Source organism: Aquirufa lenticrescens (genome assembly GCF_019916085.1).
Taxonomy (GTDB): domain Bacteria; phylum Bacteroidota; class Bacteroidia; order Cytophagales; family Spirosomataceae; genus Aquirufa; species Aquirufa lenticrescens.
In genome coordinates this window covers 1,852,208-1,870,570 of the sequence record NZ_CP049834.1, presented here as the reverse complement: position 1 = coordinate 1,870,570, position 18,363 = coordinate 1,852,208, and the positions used below count along the sequence as shown (strand labels likewise).

At 43.3% G+C, this 18,363-nt stretch carries 15 protein-coding genes; 3 read left to right on the top strand and 12 right to left on the bottom strand.

The window, feature by feature from the left end; all coding sequences use genetic code 11:
- Positions 1-75: 75 nt before the first annotated feature.
- From G9X62_RS08330 to G9X62_RS08320, 3 genes are read left to right on the top strand one after another with little or no spacing between them, the layout of a single operon-like run.
- Positions 76-1,215 (top strand): Gfo/Idh/MocA family protein, encoded by a 1,140-nt coding sequence (locus tag G9X62_RS08330; RefSeq protein WP_223131839.1) that lies wholly within the window; start codon positions 76-78, stop codon positions 1,213-1,215.
- A 7-nt stretch (positions 1,216-1,222) separates the two neighbouring features.
- On the top strand, positions 1,223-2,368 hold the full coding sequence (locus tag G9X62_RS08325) for a Gfo/Idh/MocA family protein (RefSeq protein WP_223130267.1): 1,146 nt from the start codon (positions 1,223-1,225) through the stop codon (positions 2,366-2,368).
- A 13-nt stretch (positions 2,369-2,381) separates the two neighbouring features.
- Positions 2,382-3,434: a sugar phosphate isomerase/epimerase family protein gene (locus tag G9X62_RS08320; RefSeq protein WP_223130266.1), complete on the top strand. Its 1,053-nt coding sequence runs from the start codon at positions 2,382-2,384 to the stop codon at positions 3,432-3,434.
- A 41-nt stretch (positions 3,435-3,475) separates the two neighbouring features.
- Here the strand turns inward: G9X62_RS08320 and G9X62_RS08315 are convergent, their stop codons facing one another.
- The 12 genes from G9X62_RS08315 to G9X62_RS08260 form a co-directional block, all read right to left on the bottom strand.
- Positions 3,476-3,904, bottom strand: coding sequence for a hypothetical protein (locus G9X62_RS08315; protein WP_223130265.1), 429 nt, complete (start codon positions 3,902-3,904; stop codon positions 3,476-3,478).
- Positions 3,905-3,914: 10 nt separating this feature from the next.
- A complete protein-coding gene (locus G9X62_RS08310) occupies positions 3,915-5,015 on the bottom strand; it encodes a hypothetical protein (protein ID WP_223130264.1) in 1,101 nt (366 codons plus the stop codon).
- Between the two features lie 76 nt (positions 5,016-5,091).
- A complete protein-coding gene (locus tag G9X62_RS08305) occupies positions 5,092-5,610 on the bottom strand; it encodes a hypothetical protein (RefSeq protein ID WP_223130263.1) in 519 nt (172 codons plus the stop codon).
- Between the two features lie 17 nt (positions 5,611-5,627).
- Positions 5,628-7,586 (bottom strand): DNA primase, encoded by a 1,959-nt coding sequence (gene dnaG / locus G9X62_RS08300; protein WP_223130262.1) that lies wholly within the window; start codon positions 7,584-7,586, stop codon positions 5,628-5,630.
- A 1-nt stretch (position 7,587) separates the two neighbouring features.
- Positions 7,588-8,826 carry a NupC/NupG family nucleoside CNT transporter gene (locus tag G9X62_RS08295; RefSeq protein ID WP_223130261.1) on the bottom strand — a complete coding sequence of 413 codons (1,239 nt, stop codon included), beginning with the start codon at positions 8,824-8,826 and terminating at the stop codon, positions 7,588-7,590.
- A gap of 24 nt (positions 8,827-8,850) precedes the next feature.
- A complete protein-coding gene (gene ppk1 / locus G9X62_RS08290; protein ID WP_315857608.1) occupies positions 8,851-11,139 on the bottom strand; it encodes a polyphosphate kinase 1 in 2,289 nt (762 codons plus the stop codon).
- A gap of 1 nt (position 11,140) precedes the next feature.
- Positions 11,141-11,359, bottom strand: a complete 219-nt coding sequence (locus G9X62_RS08285; protein WP_223130260.1) for a hypothetical protein — start codon at positions 11,357-11,359, stop codon at positions 11,141-11,143.
- A gap of 1 nt (position 11,360) precedes the next feature.
- A complete protein-coding gene (gene gyrB / locus G9X62_RS08280) occupies positions 11,361-13,331 on the bottom strand; it encodes a DNA topoisomerase (ATP-hydrolyzing) subunit B (protein WP_223130259.1) in 1,971 nt (656 codons plus the stop codon).
- Positions 13,332-13,425: 94 nt separating this feature from the next.
- On the bottom strand, positions 13,426-14,949 hold the full coding sequence (gene purH / locus G9X62_RS08275) for a bifunctional phosphoribosylaminoimidazolecarboxamide formyltransferase/IMP cyclohydrolase (protein ID WP_223130258.1): 1,524 nt from the start codon (positions 14,947-14,949) through the stop codon (positions 13,426-13,428).
- Positions 14,950-15,003: 54 nt separating this feature from the next.
- Positions 15,004-16,167: a glycoside hydrolase family 88 protein gene (locus G9X62_RS08270; protein ID WP_223130257.1), complete on the bottom strand. Its 1,164-nt coding sequence runs from the start codon at positions 16,165-16,167 to the stop codon at positions 15,004-15,006.
- 97 nt (positions 16,168-16,264) lie between these two features.
- Positions 16,265-17,029: an SDR family oxidoreductase gene (locus G9X62_RS08265; protein WP_223130256.1), complete on the bottom strand. Its 765-nt coding sequence runs from the start codon at positions 17,027-17,029 to the stop codon at positions 16,265-16,267.
- 2 nt (positions 17,030-17,031) lie between these two features.
- Positions 17,032-18,327: a glycoside hydrolase family 88/105 protein gene (locus G9X62_RS08260; RefSeq protein WP_223130255.1), complete on the bottom strand. Its 1,296-nt coding sequence runs from the start codon at positions 18,325-18,327 to the stop codon at positions 17,032-17,034.
- Positions 18,328-18,363 lie beyond the last annotated feature (36 nt).

The following is an 18,363-nucleotide window of genomic DNA, read 5'->3' as shown; positions in this document are numbered from 1 at the left end:
TCTAAATCTATAAAAATTATGATTCAAGGAGGTTCTGCTACACAGGCAAAATCACGCCAAAGTAGGAAAATCAGAATGGGAATGATTGGTGGAAGTCAAGAGGCTTTCATCGGTGCAGTTCACCGTCGCGGTTCCCAATTAGACGGAGAAATCGAATTAGTTTGCGGCGCATTTAGTTCCAGCGCAGAAAAATCAAAAGCCACTGGCGAAGCCCTTTATCTTCCAGAAAACCGCGTTTACGGTTCGTATGAGGAGATGATTTTGAAAGAAAAGGAATTACCTGAAGGCGAGCGAATGGACTTCGTTTCCATCGTAACGCCTAATCACGTGCACTTCCCTGCCGCTAAAATGGCGTTGGAGAATGGATTCCATGTCGTTTGCGATAAGCCAGCGACTTTGAATCTAGCAGAAGCGAAAGAATTGAAGAAAATCATTGAAAAATCAGGCTTGATTTTTGCTTTGACTCACAACTATACGGCTTATCCGATGGTGAAGGAGGCGAAACACTTAGTGGACTCAGGTCAGCTAGGCGAAATTCGTAAGATCATCGTAGAATATCCACAGGGTTGGTTAATCGACCTAGTAGAGGCGACAGGCCAAAAGCAAGCGGCGTGGAGAACAGATCCAGCGCGTTGCGGTGCCGCAGGTGCCATTGGTGACATTGGAACGCACTGCGAGAATTTGATAGAATACATCACTGGATTACATATTAAAGAGCTTTGCGCGGATCTGACGATCTTCGTGGAGGGCAGAATGCTGGATGACGATGGCAATATCTTAATCCATTATGATAATGGGGCCAAAGGTATTTTACATTGCTCACAAATCTGCAACGGCGAAGAAAACGACTTCAACTTCCGTATCTATGGAAGCAAGGCGGGCATTACTTGGCACCAAATGGAGCCGAATACGATGGTATTTAGGACGCGCGACGAAGGAGCGCGGATTATTCGTACGGCCGTAGGCCAGCTATCTCCTGCCGCGAATGCGCATACACGTCAGCCAGCGGGTCACCCAGAAGGCTATGTGGAGACTTTTGCGAACATCTACCGTAATTTTGCTTTTGCACTAAGAGCGAGATGGGAAGGAAAAGCGCAGGATCCTTTGTACGATTTCCCAGGAATCGACGAGGGAATCATGGGAATGGCTTTCATCGAAAATGTGGTGAGATCATCCCAAGACAATACAAACAAGTGGACAAAATTTGAACTATAATATAACCATGACGAAAATCAAAGTTGGAATCGTAGGAACCGGTTTTATCGGACCCGCACATATCGAAGCATTACGCCGTTTACCTAACATTGATGTAGCTGCGCTTTGCGAAGTGACCATCGAATTAGCAGAAGCGAAAGCAAAGCAATTAGGCATTGGCCGTTGGTATACGTTTGAAGATTTATTGAAGCAAGAGGATATTCAATGTGTGCACATTTGTACACCTAACTTCTTACACTATTCGCAGTCGAAAGCGGCCTTATTAGCCGGGAAACACGTGGTTTGCGAGAAGCCTTTGGCAAAAGACCTACACGAAGCAGAGGAATTAGTCGAATTAGCGGCTAAAACGGGCTTAGTGAATGCGGTTCACTTTAACCTTCGCTACTATCCTTTAGTTCGTCAAATGAAGACGATGCGAGAAAAAGGCGATTTAGGCGAAATCTATTCGATCATCGGTAGCTATTTGCAAGATTGGTTATTCTACAATACGGATTATAACTGGCGTTTAGAGCCGGACAAATCAGGTGATTCCCGCGCTATCGCAGATATCGGTTCTCACTTATTAGACGTCATTGAATACATCACAGGATTGAAAACAGTTGAAGTAATGGCTGATTTCAACACGGTTCACAAAGTGCGCAAGAAGCCTTTGAAGCCGGTAGAGACTTATTCAGGCAAAATGTTGCAACCAGAAGACTATGCGGATGTACACATTAATACGGAAGACCATGCGAACGTTTTATTGCGTTTTGACAATGGCAACCGTGGTTGTGTAACGGTATCTCAAGTTTCAGCGGGTCGTAAGAACCAATTGAAATTAGAGATTTCTGGTTCGAACAAGACTTTTGCGTTTAACTCAGAGTCGCCTAACGAAATGTGGATTGGTAACCGTGATCAAGCGAATCAGGTGTTGATGCGTGATCCTTCTTTGGCCTACCCAGAAGCAACTGCCTTGATGACCTTCCCTGGAGGACATAACGAAGGTTTCTCTGATACGTCGAAGCAATTATTCAAAGAAGTATATGCGGCTGTAGAAGCTGGAAAACAACCAGAAAACCCAAAATATCCTACTTTTGCTGACGGATACCGCGAATTATTAATTTGCGAGCGCATCTTAGATTCGACGCGTTCTCAAAAATGGGTAAAAATCTAAACCTTTAGAACATATGAAAACGATTCAAGGGCCAGCGATATTTTTGGCACAATTTATGGGCGACGAAGCCCCATTTAATTCCTTAGATAGTATCACAACTTGGGTAGCCTCTTTAGGTTACAAAGGGGTGCAGATTCCGTCTTGGGATTCACGTTGCATTGATTTACAAAAAGCAGCTGAGTCGAAGACTTATTGCGATGAAATCGTAGGAATGTTAGCTGCCAAAGGCTTACAAATCACCGAATTATCTACCCACCTTCAAGGTCAATTAGTGGCAGTTAACCCAGCCTACGACCTTGGTTTCGATGCATTCGCTCCAGATTCCGTGAAAGGAAATCCAAAAGCACGCACCGAATGGGCGATCCAACAATTAAAGTATGCGGCGAAAGCGTCCCAAAACTTAGGTTTAAACGCACACGCGACTTTCTCTGGCGCATTGATGTGGCACACGGTTTATCCTTGGCCACAACGTCCAGCCGGATTAGTAGAGCAAGGTTTCAAAGAATTAGGTCGCCGGTGGTTACCTATCTTGAATACCTTCGATGAATGTGGCGTTGATTTATGCTACGAGATTCACCCAGGTGAAGATTTGCACGATGGCGTGACATTCGAAATGTTCTTAGACGAAGTAAAAGGTCACAAACGCGCAAATTTATTGTATGATCCATCGCACTTTGTGTTACAGGCTTTGGACTACAAACAATACATTGACTTCTACCACGAGCGCATCAAGATGTTCCACGTAAAAGACGCTGAGTTCAACCCAACAGGCAAGCAAGGGGTGTACGGTGGCTACCAATCTTGGATTAACCGCGCAGGCCGTTTCCGTTCATTAGGTGACGGACAGGTAGATTTCAAAAGCATCTTCTCTAAATTAACCCAATACGGATACGACGGATGGGCAGTGTTAGAATGGGAATGCTGTATCAAAGATCCTGTTCAGGGAGCTACGGAGGGTGCGCCGTTCATCGCGAGCCACATCATCAAAGCAACTGAAAAGGTCTTCGATGATTTCGCAGGAACCGGAGCTGATGAAGAGTTCAACAAAAAGATCTTAGGTCTATAAGTAAAAAGCCCCTGACGAGTCAGGGGCTTTTTTTTATCCATTTATGCTTCTTCTCGAAAGACATAAATAAACCATGCCGAGGATAACACCACCACATTCTTGATAATGTATTGCCCTGTCAGGGTCAATGAGAAAAAGGATTGCCACGTATCTTCTACCAAAAACAATACCGGTAAAAAAGTCGTAAACAAATGCCCAAGCATCACCCAAAACGCAATTTTAGTCAAACGAGGAGACAACCATAACATTCCGATCGCACACTCCCCTATTCCTAAAATCAACAGAAACGTCTGTATGCCCATAAAGGGCTCTAACGTGATATTAAAAAGCTTAGTCACTAATCCTTCTGCGGGAGACGTACCTAAAACTTTCAAGAATCCAAACCAAATATACACCACCGCGATCATCGCGCGGTTTAACCAAGCTGCCGTTACGAGGGCTTGGAGACGTGATTTGCTAATAGTTACCATGTCATAAAAATTAAAAACGATGTGTCACTGTCGCTGAAATAAAATAGTCTGCAAAAGCGGCATCCCCATGCTTATTATTTACCCAATCACTTGCACTTTTGATTCGATTACGCTGTGTGGCGATAGGCAATGATACGAAAAACGTATTCTTCGCTGTGGAATAACTGATGCCTGGTTCGATCGAGAAGATATAACCTGGACGGCGGAAACCATCAGAACCTCCGATTAAATCATAAGCTGGAACACCTTCGATACGAGCACCTAGGGTAGCGCCGATACCTGCTTTGGGGGCCAAAGCATAATTTAAACCTACACGACCTGCGTATTGATCTGCCACTGACATATAGCGGACCATTTCATCTGTTACCACTTTATCTGGTGCCACATTCGCAGCATCATTCACATTCCTAGGATTCGACATATAGAATCCATTATAGTAAAGAGACGTACGACTGAACAATTGCTGGTAACCTTGAATCTCCAAGTTAATTCCCACACCGCCATCGCCTAATTGAATCGACTGATCCACTGGCTTTTCAATCGTATAGTCCGATCCATCACTGGCTCTTCTATGGAATTTATCCATCGCTTTCGAATCACCTGTAGGCAACTTCAGACCAAGACCCACAGAAAGGTTCCCTTTCATATGTTTCAACGGATCCAACAACCAGTAAGAAGCAGTCAGACGCGCATCTCCGATACCGTTCGCCATGGTACCAAAACGCTTTTGAGCGGGATTTACATTCAATGCATTACCATAGTGCTCATAAAGTGAGGTTCTGTAATTAAAGTTCAGCGGTAAATTAACCGCTAACAAAAGACGATCTGTTACTGAATACGTAACCCCTAAATCAAAACTTTGGGAATCATTAATCACATTGGTACCTGCCGCTTCACGTGCTGGCTGGTAATCAGCCCCTACATAATGTTTATAAGAATGAAGGCTTCTAAATCCTAATGAAACTTGCCATTGGCCCGGGTGCATCATCGAATTCGAGTTTGTACCCGTTCCCACTGAGCAGCTCATGTGACGAACGGCTACACAACCTTGACCTAAAGAACTAGACGTAAATACTCCTACACATAGGAGTGCTAAAAAGATTTTTTTCATTTTGCTTAATTTTTAAAATAATACACGATTTCCTGGGACAGATTTGTCCTAGGCTAAAAAGGGAATCAAAGAAAAACTAAGCGTGCCGTGGCGGCGAGAAAAAATCAGACGAGAAGTCTTTTGTTGGTAAAATAGGATGAACGGGAGCTTCGATTGAAGCAGGCCATTCCATAATATAGAGAACCCAGCCAGAAGCCTGAGCACAATATTCTTTAACAAGGGTATTAATTAATTTCGTTTTCGAAGGTGTAGAACCAGGCTCATCGGTCAGGTGTTCATTTACCTGCTCCGCTAAATCAAAGAAGTTTTCACGGGCATTACGGTCTTTCACCATCACCGTCACCAAGGTGTCATTTTCCACCTTGCGCTCCTTCATTTCGTAGAATTCATCGCCTTGACGAACAGACCCCTCTACTTCTTCTGAAGAAACCCAGTCTGTTTGATAAGGTAAATTGATTGGAATTTTAACGATTACCGTCTCTTCCGTTTCCGGATCAATCGCAACGGTGTTGCCTTCTGATAAATACTGCAACGCAAAACCGCCTGCTTGGTAAAGCAGCACAGAGAATAGCATTATGGCAAGTATTTTTTTCATTCAAGAGCAAAAATAGGCTATTTTTCGATCACAGTGCCTAATTCTTGAGAAATATTTTTTTGAATTTCCTTCAAACGGATGAATTCAAGCAAAACCTCATCCATTTCTGACGCATCAGCCTTTAATGAATCTAATTTGCTCAAGATCTCCTGCAAATGCTGATCATTATAAACCTTTCTAAGGCGCAATACATTCTTGTAGGCTAAATCCTCTAACATTTCTTCGTCTGTATTCACGCGAATCTCATGTTTATCCTTCCATTCAGAAGAAACAGAATGCTTATCAGAAGAGATATTAATCGAGAATGATTGAATCTCTTCGTCCGTATGGTGCAAGAAGAAATCAGGTTTAGGAGCACGCTGAGCAGCAAATTCCTGTTTACATAAATCAAGAATGCGCACAAATAATGGAGTTTGGAAAATGGTTCCTTCTAACTCATCTATTAAATAATGTACTACCGTTAATCCTGGAGCCTTTTCTGGATTGATTTCCAAATGCCCATAATTAATCAATAGACGCACACATTCCAATTCTTGGTAATAAGCTAAATTCTGAACTTGCGCCGGCTCGTCCTCATCAGCGAAAGTGGGCTCAATCAATTGACGCACCTCCGCATATTGCTGTGCAGATATTTGCTGAGGATCTTGGCTAGCCCCTTTCATCTTTTTCAGCTGAATCTTATTCAATTCCGCTAAAAGGACATCTTCATCCATCCGCATCATCGTCGCGGTCTTTTGAATGAAAAGACTCCGTTGAATGGCATCCGGTATCTTTGAAATGGATTGAACCATTTCCTTAATCATTTCGGCTTTCTTAAAAGGATCGTCCCCTGCTTCTTCTTTAAAGAGATTCGCTTGGAACGAAATCACATCCTTCGCTTCTTTCTTAATGTAGTCAATAAAGGCCTCAGAACCGATTTTGCGCACAAAGGAATCGGGATCATTTCCTTCCGGGAACACCACTAAATTTACTTGCAAGCCTTCTTCCAAAATCAAATCCATCCCGCGCAAGGCGGCCTTTATACCCGCTGAATCACCATCGTATAATACCGTCACATGCTGGGTAAAACGACCAATTAATTTAATCTGCTCGATAGTCAAAGACGTACCTGAAGAGGCTACCACGTTTTTAATTCCCGCTTGGTGCAAGGAAATAACATCGGTATAACCCTCAACTAAGTAACAAACGTCTTTCGTTCGGATCTCATTTTTTGCTTGTGAGATACCATATAAGGTGGCTGACTTATGGTAAACTTCCGTTTCCGGAGAGTTCAGGTACTTTGCCTGATTCTTAGCGTCGTTTCGTAGGATACGTGCACCAAAAGCGATGATTTTCCCCGACACATTGTGAATCGGGAAGATAACACGGTTACGGAATCGATCGTAGACCTTTCCGTCGTCATTCTTTTGAGTGACTAAACCTGCTTTTTCAATGATTTCCTGAGAAAAACCCTGTTTGAGGGCCGCTTTCAAGAAAGCATCCCAGGCTTCTGGGCTGTAGCCTAAATCGAATGATTGAAGCGTGGCATCGGAAAAACCGCGTTCCTTGAAATAAGGCAGGGCAATCGATTTTCCTTCGTCTGTATCGTATAATTGTTTTTTGAAGTATTCTTTCGCGTATTCGAGGATGATTAAAAGACTTTCGCGCTCGTTTTGACGAACGAGCTGGTCGTCGGTCATTTCCTCTTCTTGGATGTCGATACCGTATTTTTTGGCCAAATGACGTAAGGCCTCTCCGTAACCCAGGCCTTCCATATCCATAATGAAACGCACAGAATCACCGGCTTTTCCACAACCAAAACATTTGTAAATTCCCTTCGCTGGGGAAATAGAAAAAGACGGCGTCTTTTCTCCGTGGAAAGGACAGCAAGCCCAATAGTTCGCGCCTTTCTTCTTAATTGTCACATAATCCCCGATCACGTCTGCCACCGCAGCCGTTTGCTTTATTCGCTCGACGGTTTCGGGATCAATGCGCATATTACAATAATAAGCCGGCTAGCGTTGCTGATAAATAAGAGGCCAAAGTACCTGCGATCAAGGCTTTAAAGCCTAATTTCGCTAAATCGGAACGACGTGATGGAGCTAATTCTCCGATACCCCCGATTTGGATAGCTACCGATGAAAAGTTCGCAAAACCACACAAGGCAAAACTCGTAATCGCAATTGTTTTCGGATCTAACGTTGCTTTCAAATGCACCATATCTAAATAAGCGACGAATTCGTTCACCACCATTTTCTTACCCATCAAGGCTCCTGCCACTTCAATATCCTGCGCGGGAACGCCCATCGCAAAAGCAAATACAGAGAATACTTTTCCTAAAATCGTGTTCATCGATAATTCTGGATAGTTAATCCAAGCACCAATATGTCCTAACCCTAAATCCACTAAAGCGATCAAAGCAATAAAACCGATCAACATCGCGATCACATTCATCCCCACTTTCAAACCCTCACTCGCACCTGCCGCGATGGCATCGACTAAATTCGCGTGAGTCTTAGACAATTCTAATTTAACTTCCCCTTCCGTCTCCGACTTCTCCGTTTCTGGGAACATGATTTTAGAAATCACAAGCGCACCCGGCGCAGCCATCAAACTTGCCGCTAATAAATACGCTGCTGGAACTCCCAAGGAGATATAAACGGCCATTACACCACCCGCGATGCAGGCAAATGAACCCGTCATCGAAGCCATCAGCTCCGAATTCGTCATGTTTTTTAAATAAGGCTTGATCATAATTTGAGCCTCTACCTGGCCTACAAACGTGGATGCCACATTTGAAAGCGCCTCTGCCCCACTCACACCCATTAACCAGTGAACGCCTTTCCCGATAAAGGAAACCACCCGCTGAAGAACGCCTAAATGGTAGAACATATTCACTAAAACAGACACAAAGATGATCGTAGGAACTACTTTAAAGAAGAAGATATAATCATTTCCGGGACCAAATGCCTTAATCATCAAGTCACGATTCACTAAAGAACCGAACACGAATTGTGCTCCTTTATCCGCTTGACCTAATAAGGTATTGATGGAATCACCTAACCATTGGAAGAGGTTTTGGCCTGTCTCTGTCTTTAAAATAAACACCGCTAACAACACTTGCATTAAAAGACCTACGCCTACCGTCCGGTAATTGATCGCTTTTCGGTTATTCGACATCAAAAATGATACGCCCAAAATCAATACGATACCGAGCAATCCTGTAAATCTTTCCATGTGTTGTTTATTGGTGTAATTCGCCTATTTTGATTCTAGTTTCGTATCTAGGCTAACTGTAAATTTATCAAAAGCTAGTTCGGCAACCAAATCCTCGTCTTTGATTTCGTAAAATTTCGTATGGATATCAAAAGGTACATCGCTTTCGATTTTCCAATAGGTCCCATCCTCCTGCATCTCATACGAATTTTTCGTATCCTGAAGATTCCAGTCTAAGATAGTAATAGCCAGATTCTTCGCGCGTGTATTCACTAATTCAAATAAGGATTCAATACGTCGGTCAAAGCTGCGCACCATCACATCCGCGCTTCCCCCATAGATTTTAGGATCGCCGGCATTATGGAAATAATACAAACGCGTATGCTCTAAATACTCCCCTACAATCGATTTAATAAAGATATTCTCAGACAAACCATTGCGTTGAGGACGAATACAGCAGATACCTCTCACGATTAAAAGCACGGGCAAACCCGCTTGCGAAGCCTTATAAAGTGCTTCCATAGTCTTCAAATCCTGCAAGGAATTAATTTTCCAGCAAATACCCGCTGGCAAACCTTCTTTGTGATTTTTCACTTCATTCTCAATCATCTCGATTAAACGGTTCCGCATATCGCGTGGCGCCGTTATCAAATGCTCGTAATGCGTGGGCATGGAATGCCCTGTAATTACATTGAAGAACTCTGATATATCTTGGGTAATACGTGTATCCGTTGTTAATAGACCAATATCCGTATATAATTTAGCCGTATCCTCGTTGTAATTTCCAGAGGAAAGGTGGGCATAACTGACCACATGATTCCCTTCATTACGAATTACTTGCAATAATTTTGTATGCGTTTTCAACCCCGGAATACCGTAGATCACGAAGCAACCCGCTTTCTGCAGTTTCGTCGCCTCCTTGATATTGTTCTCCTCATCGAAGCGAGCCTTCACCTCAAACAAGACCGAAACGTGTTTCCCCTGCTCCGCTGCGCGCAATAAAGCACTTGAAATACGAGAGTTTTTAGAAATACGATATAAAGTAATCTTAATCGCTAAGACTTTCGGATCGTCTGCCGCTTGTTCCAATAATTGAATAACGGGCTCAAAATTATTGTAGGGATGATGCAGTAAAATATCACCACGTTTGATCGTATCGAAAATGTCATCAATCACCACTGATTTCAGACCTAAGGCCGGAACCACAGCAGGATTTACAGCCATTTGGGTCTTAAATTCAGTGTGTTTTAAGATTTGCCAAAAACACGTAAAATCCAAAATTGAATTCTTGACAAAGATATCTGAACGCTCTAAATTCCAACGCTTTAACATCTCTGTCAACAAGAAATCCGAATGGAATTTCTCCACCTCCACACGCGTCACACGACCCAAACGACGGTCCTTAATCTTCTTCTTCACCTCATCCACGAAATCCGTATCCGAATCCTCGTGCTCCACTAAATCGAAATCCCCGTTACGTGTGATGCGGAATAAAGTCGTCGATTCAATTTCCACATTGCGGTATAAGACCTGCAAATGATGGCGTATAATTTCTTCAATCGGGATAAACAATACTTTATCCTCTCTTTCAATCACGTAAAAACGTTTTAAATTCAACGGAATCTGAACAAAAGAGATCTTTTGCTCCCGCTCGTTTCGCGTCTTTTTCTTATCTGAAAGTCCCACCGTAACCACTCCAAAAATCAAGGTTTTAGCTAACAAACTAGGGAACGTGTGCGTATGATCGAACACCATCGGTGTTAACATCGGATAGATGGTCCGCTGGAAATAGGTCGCTACCTCTTCCTTTTCGTCTTCGTCTAAATCATCTAAACAAGCTAATAAAAGCCCGTTTTCCGGAAATAAGGGCAAGATTTCCTCCATGAAAAGGCGGTGCTTTTCTTGTGTAAATTCCTGTGCATCGTTAATAATTGCCTGCTTAAAAGGCACCTCACGCAAACCACAATAATCCGTCCTTTCTTTCCCTAAATCGATGTAATTATACAAGGAGCCCATTCGGATGGTAAAGAACTCATCCAAATTAGAGGCCGTAATCGCTAAGAATTTTAAGCGATCAAAAAGTGACTTAGACGTATCACGCGCCTGATCCAAAACCCGCTCGTCAAACTTTAACCACGACAAATCACGCGAGATGAATTTTGATTTCGCGATGGTATCGTTCGACTTTTGGGTCGACTTATCTACCTTCCGATTTTGCTCACGCGGAGCCATCAGATTAATCTTCCAGTTCGTAGGCGTAAGTAATGACAAAAGATTCCCGGCAAGGGAATCTTTTGACTCATCGTGTTTCAGTATTTTATCTAATTCACTCATATTATTCCGTAGGAACTTGATTTTTGATGGCTTGATAATCAGAACCCAAACGCCCCATTTCTGTTGCCAAGAATTTCTGAAGTTCTAAATTAAACAAGCGTTTGTCCTCCTCTATTAAGGAATTGTAAAAGTCTTTCAATTCCTGATTGATCTTTTGCTTTTCCTCCAGCGTCTCCGCGTGAATGCCACGCAAATGATACGACTTAAAATCAAAATTCATTCTAAACGTCTACTTTAGCGTATTTAGCATTCTTTTCAATAAAGTCACGGCGTGGCGCCACTTCATCTCCCATTAACATGGAGAACAATAAATCAGCTTCGATCGCAGATTCAACCGTCACTTGTTTCAAGGTACGAGACTCTGGGTTCATCGTCGTTTCCCACAATTGCTCCGCGTTCATCTCTCCTAGACCCTTATAACGTTGTACGCCTACATTGTCTTCTTTTCCGCCACCCGCTAATTCTTGAATCGCTTGGGCACGTTGATCTTCTGTCCAAACGTAACGCACCTGCTGTCCCTTTTTCACTTGGTACAACGGAGGTTGTGCGATGTAAATACAACCACGATCCACTAGTTCACGCATATAACGGAAGAAGAACGTTAAAATCAAGGTACGAATGTGACTACCGTCAACGTCCGCATCGGTCATGATGATCACCTTGTGATAACGCAATTTATCCATATTCAACGCACGCTCATCTCCATCTTTTCCAAAAGAAACGCCTAGCGCCGTAATCATATTCTTAATCTCTTCGTTTTCGTAGATACGGTATTCTTGTGCTTTCTCTACGTTCAAAATCTTACCACGTAAAGGCAAGATCGCTTGGAATGCACGGTTACGGCCTTGTTTCGCCGTACCACCCGCTGAATCCCCTTCGACAAGGTAGATTTCACATGTTTCTGGATCTGAATCCGAGCAATCGGCTAATTTACCTGGCAACGAGTTCGAACCTAAAACAGTCTTACGTTGTACCATTTCACGCGCCTTACGAGCAGCGTGACGCGCTTGAGCGGCTAAGATAACTTTAGCTACAATTTGACGAGCCTCTTTCGGATGCTCTTCTAACCAAGACTCTAACATATCAGACATCGCTGCAGAAACTGCACCAGATACCTCACCGTTACCTAATTTGGTTTTTGTTTGGCCCTCAAATTGAGGTTCCGCCACTTTCACTGAAATTACCGCTGTCAAACCTTCACGGAAGTCATCCCCAGCGATATCAATCTTTAATTTATCTAAGGCACCTGACTTATCTGCGTAGTTTTTCAACGTACGAGTCAAAGCACCACGGAAACCCGCTACGTGCGTACCACCTTCAATCGTATTGATATTATTGACATACGAAACCACATTCTCCGTGTAAGAGGTATTATACACCATCGCCACTTGAACTGGAACCCCATTCTTATCGCCTTCCATATAGATAGGCTCAGAAAGTAATGGCTCGCGCGTAGAATCCAAAAACATAACGAATTCGCGAAGACCTCCTTCAGAGAAGAATTCTTCCGTTTTCGCCACGCCATTCTCATCTAATTCACGCATATCCGTTAATTGAATACGAATACCCGCATTCAAGAAAGATAATTCACGTAAACGACCCGCCACCGTTTCGTATTTGTATTCGGTTACAGTGAAAATCGTCTCATCTGGCTTAAATAAAACCGATGTACCTGTACGATCTGTTGTCCCTACCTCTTTTACTGGGTATTGCGGAACCCCGATTTTATATTCTTGTTGGTAAATTTTACCATCACGGCTATATACTGTTACTTTTAAATCTGTCGATAAGGCATTCACACAAGAAACACCCACTCCGTGTAAACCACCAGAAACCTTGTAGGTATCTTTATCGAATTTACCACCGGCGTGAAGCACCGTCATTACTACCTCTAGGGCAGAACGCTTTTCTTTCGTGTGCATTCCTGTAGGAATACCACGACCATTATCTTCTACTAAAATGGAATTGTCCGTGTTGATCGTCACTTTGATCATATCGCAATGACCAGCTAACGCCTCATCAATTGAGTTATCAACGACCTCCCAAATCAAGTGGTGAAGACCTTTAAAACCGGTATCACCAATGTACATGGATGGACGCTTACGAACCGCCTCTAAACCCTCTAATACTTGAATATTATCTGCACCATAATTTGCCCGATCCTGAGCTGATGTATCTTGTGCTTCTGACATAATGTAATTTAATGTGTGTTAAAACGAGCTTTTTAATCGCCCGGAAATACTGTTGATTAGTAACCTTAAAAATATAAATTTTAACTGAATAATCCTAATGTTTGAAGTGACGAATTCCCGTCATGACCATGGCTAAATCGTTCGCATCGCAATAATCGATTGAATCTTGATCCTTAATCGATCCACCAGGTTGCGTAACAGCCACAATACCCGCATTTCCAGCAATTTCTACGCAGTCAGGGAATGGGAAGAACGCATCCGAAGCCATCACAGCACCGTTTAAGTCAAATCCAAATTCCTTTGCTTTATCGATTGCTTGCTTTAAGGCATCTACGCGAGAAGTTTGACCCACTCCTGAAGCCAATAGCTGTCCATCATTCGCTAAAATGATCGTATTCGACTTTGTGTGCTTACAGATCTTTAACGCAAACGCTAAAGCACGCTTTTGCTCGTCTGTAGGAACACGTTTCGTCACTGTCTTGAAATCTTCTACGCCTTCCATCACTAAGTCCTTATCTTGTTCTAAAACACCATTTAACAAGGTCTTGAACATTACTTTAGGGAAAGCAACTTGGTTACGCTTCAATAGAATACGGTTTTTCTTTGTCTTTAAGATCTCCAAAGCCTCCTCCGTAAAGTCTGGCGCAATTAAAATCTCACAGAACAAAGGATTGATCGATTCAGCCGCTGCTTTGTCCACCGTATTATTGGTGGCTAAAACACCACCAAAAGCCGAAATAGGATCGCAAGAAAGTGCCTTATCGTAGGCCTCTTTCACCGTTGTTCCCGTCGCCACACCGCACGCATTCATGTGCTTAATAATCACGAAAGCCGTTTCAGCAAATTCGTCTAATAAAGACAAACAAGCATCTACGTCTACTAAGTTATTGTAAGACAATTCCTTACCGTGTAATTTATCAAATAGCGCCGCTAAATCTCCGTAGAATTTACCTTGTTGGTGTGGATTCTCTCCATAACGTAAGCCGTGTGCTGGCAAGGTCGTGTAATTTGCCAAATCTGCAGATTGGCCCGCGAAATAACGTTGAATCGCTCCATCATAATGAGATGAAACCTGGAAAGCCTTTCCAGCAAAACGTCTACGTTCTTCTAATGTCGTCGAAGTAGAGCCATGTGCTGCAAAAATTGCCGCAACCTCCGCGTATTGATCACGAGACGAAACGATTAATACATCGTTAAAGTTCTTCGCTCCACCGCGGATTAAAGAAATACCACCAATGTCAATTTTCTCAATAATATCTTCATCAGAAGCTCCAGATGCTACAGTTTCCTCGAATGGATACAAATCCACCATTACTAAATCTAATGCAGGAATATCGTATTGTTTGGCCACCTCCACATCAGACGCTAAGTCACGACGGTGTAAGATTCCTCCAAAAACCTTCGGGTGCAACGTCTTCACACGACCACCAAAGATCGACGGATAACCCGTTAAATCTTCTACTGCAATCACGGGAATACCTAATTCTTCGATGAAAGACTGCGTCCCTCCCGTAGAATAAAGTGTCACTCCGTTTTTATGAAGTTCTTGAATGATAGGCGCTAAACCGTCCTTGTAATAAACCGAAATTAAGGCTGATTGAATTTTCTTAACTGACATAGGGCTTGATAAAAATGAAGCCTCAAAGGTACGAAATTCAGCCCAAAAAGCCGTCTATTTTTTAGCCATTTTTTGGTAGCGCAACAAGCCTTCTAAATAATAGTAATCCGCATAGATTAGGGGCACATCAATCTCCGAATTCAGCGATTTCGCTCCCACGCAATGCTTGATCAAGAAGTGATTATTTTCTCCCAAGGCCGCACGGTACGCTGGAGACGAAAGCGATTCCAACATCTTCACCGCATCTGCATAGTAACGTTTGCCTTTTTCTCCTGAATACGTACTCAATTCGAGCAAGGCAGAAGCCGCAATCGCTCCTGCAGATGCATCGCGCTCCTCTGTAGGAATGTTAGGCGCATAGAAATCCCAATACGGAATCTTGTCAGCCGGCATATTCGGGTGATTTAAATAGAAATCAGAGATTTTTTGGGCGAAGTCAAGGTATTTTTTGTCCTTCGTATTACGATACATTTCCACGTAGCCGTACATTGCCCAAGCATGTCCGCGCGTCCAGGTAGACTCGTCTTGGTAGCCTTGGTGTTGTTTTTTGGCCAAAACCTTGCCATCTACATCATAGCAAATCACGTGATAACTCGAATAATCCGGTCTAAAATGGTTCTTCATCGTGTTATCCGCGTGAATAATCGCAATCTCCTTAAAACGCGGATCCCCCGTCTCGCGCGAAGCCCAAAACAACAATTCTAGGTTCATCATGTTATCGATGATCACCGGATATTGATACCCTCCTTTGAAACCATTCCATGACTTAATCAAGCCAATCTTAGGATCGAAACGCGTCGCTAAAGACTTCGCCGATTGAATCAACACTTTCTTATATTCCGGATCCTTCGTCAGACGCAAACCATTCCCAAAAGAGTCAAACATCATGAATCCCAAATCATGCGTCCCCGTATTAAACTGCTCCTTCTTTACAGCCGCCGTCCATAAACGAGCTGCTGCTTCCCATTTCGGGTCCTTAGTTTTCTCATACAAGAACCAAAGTCCACCTGGGAAGAAACCTGAACACCACCACTTAGATGGCATATTTCGGTAGGTTCCATCTTGTTTAGCTGAGTGCACCGTCGTGCTAGTATCTGGCTGTGCCGCTAGCATCAATTGGTATTGCTGTCCAGCTAAAGCGATTTGTTTATCCACATCAATTTTCTGCGCGAAAAGGGAGGTAGAGAGTAGGGTGAGGATTAGAGTTAGTTTTTTCATAATTATTAGATAAGAGATAATAGAGTATAGAGTAGAGATAAGTGATAATAGAGTCGAGATTCATATCTCTTATCTCTACTCTATTATCTCTACACTTTTACCTTCCCATCCAGCCGCCATCAACGGTCAAAATGGTTCCGTGTACATAATTAGAGGCTTCAGAAGCTAAGAATACCACCGGACCCTTAAAGTCTTCTGGTTCCCCCCATCTTCCCGCCGGAATTCGACCTAAAATAGAAGCGCTGCGCTCTTTATCTTCGCGCAATGCCGTCGTATTATCAGTGGAAATATAACCCGGAGCAATCGCGTTCACATTTACTCCTTTCCCAGCCCACTCGTTCGCTAAAGCCATTGTTAAACGGGCGATACCGCCTTTACTGGCAGCATAACCCGGCACATTAATGCCACCTTGAAAGCTTAATAGAGAAGCAGTAAAAATAATTTTTCCACTACCTTCAGTAATCATCCGAGAACCGATTTCGCGGCTCAAAATAAACTGAGATGACAGATTGACTTCCAATACTTCGTCCCAAAACTCATCTGAATGTTCCGCTGCCGGATTACGCAAAATCGTTCCTGCGTTGTTTACTAATATATCGATGCGGGGATAGTCAGCTTTCAACTGTTTGATGAACGCATAGAGCGAATCTCGATTTGAGAAGTCAGCTTGGTAAGCTTTGAATTTGCGACCTAAAGCCTCCACAGTGGCAGAAACCTGAGAACCGGCCAATTCTAAATTAGCCGAAACTCCAATGATATCCGCACCTGCCTCCGCTAAACCGAGCGCCATCGCCATTCCGATTCCACGCTTACAACCCGTGACTAGCGCTATTTTTCCTGTTAAATCAAACGTGTTTTTCATAATTATTTCAAATGTACGGCAGAATCATTGATTTGGTAAGTGTGATGTTTCACTAAATCCATCATGGCTGCTCCAGCTAATAAAACGGGACCATAGCCGTGTGCCGCAAATGGTGAAATTGGGCGGTGATAGTAGAAAGCAGGATCCCAGGCTAAACCTGTTCCTACGCATGTCCCTTCCACCTGGCCTTTTTCATTCACTTTCGTATTCACTGCATTCCAGCCTAATATCGCTGCAGGACCATAGGTTTTAGGGTCGAGCCAGCCTTTGTTTATGCCTTTGGCAAGAACATAGGTATAAATCGCCGTGCAAGATGTCTCTAAATAGGAATCATTTTTATCCAGTAATTGATGCCAAAATCCCGTCCCATCCTGCAAAGCCATCAGCCCTTTCAAGTGATTATTCAATTGGGCCAAAATCTCCGGACGCGCCGGGTGATTCGCCGGCAAATACTCCAATAATTCGCAGTTGGTCAACAAGGCCCAGCCATTCGCACGCCCCCAATGAAATTCCGGGTGCTCCGTGGCGTCCACTAAATAACCGTGCATATAAATATTTTGGTTCGGATTGAACATCCGTTTGCGGTAGGCATTGAACTGAAAAACCGCCTCCTCATATTCCCCTAACTGCAATAAAGCCGGAATAGCCATATAGACATCGTCCAGCCACATCGTGTGGTGTAATGGTCGAATCCGCACCAAAGTGCGATCCGGTAAGCGATGCTCTTCCTTTAAAATAAAGTCAGAGGCACGTTTCGTAATGTAAGACATATCGGTCGTGAAGCCTGCTTTCTTCGCCTTGACCACGGCCATTCCCATCGCTCCGATGTCGTCTAATGCGCGAGGATGCACTAAGCCTTTCAACACATGAGATTGATCTGCGGGAATCTTTATGGCCTCTGGAACAGCCGAATTTATCAGATTGAGGCGAATAAACACATAGTTCTTGTATTTCACATCCCCGGTGACTTCTGTTAAAGCGAGCATTCCGGAATAAGTCACGCCCCATTCGTAGGAAATCGGACGAAAATCCCCCTTGCTAAATAGGGTATTTGCGTTATAGGTTTTCACTTCTGCGCCGCTCGTCTTATCCACAAAACGATCAGGCGTCGCCGTTTCTAAATAAGCGAAGACACGGTCGATGGTTTTTTGGATATTTTCAACTGTAGGCGCACCGTAAGGTGTAGGATAATCTGGTTGTAATGCATGCAGAGGCGCCGTAGCGTCCGAAGCGGTGGTGATATTTTTTTGGCCAAATAAGGAGCCAGAAATTAACAACAAAATTAAGGTATAGCGCATAAAAAAGGGGTCCTCTCTATTAAAGCAGAGAGGACC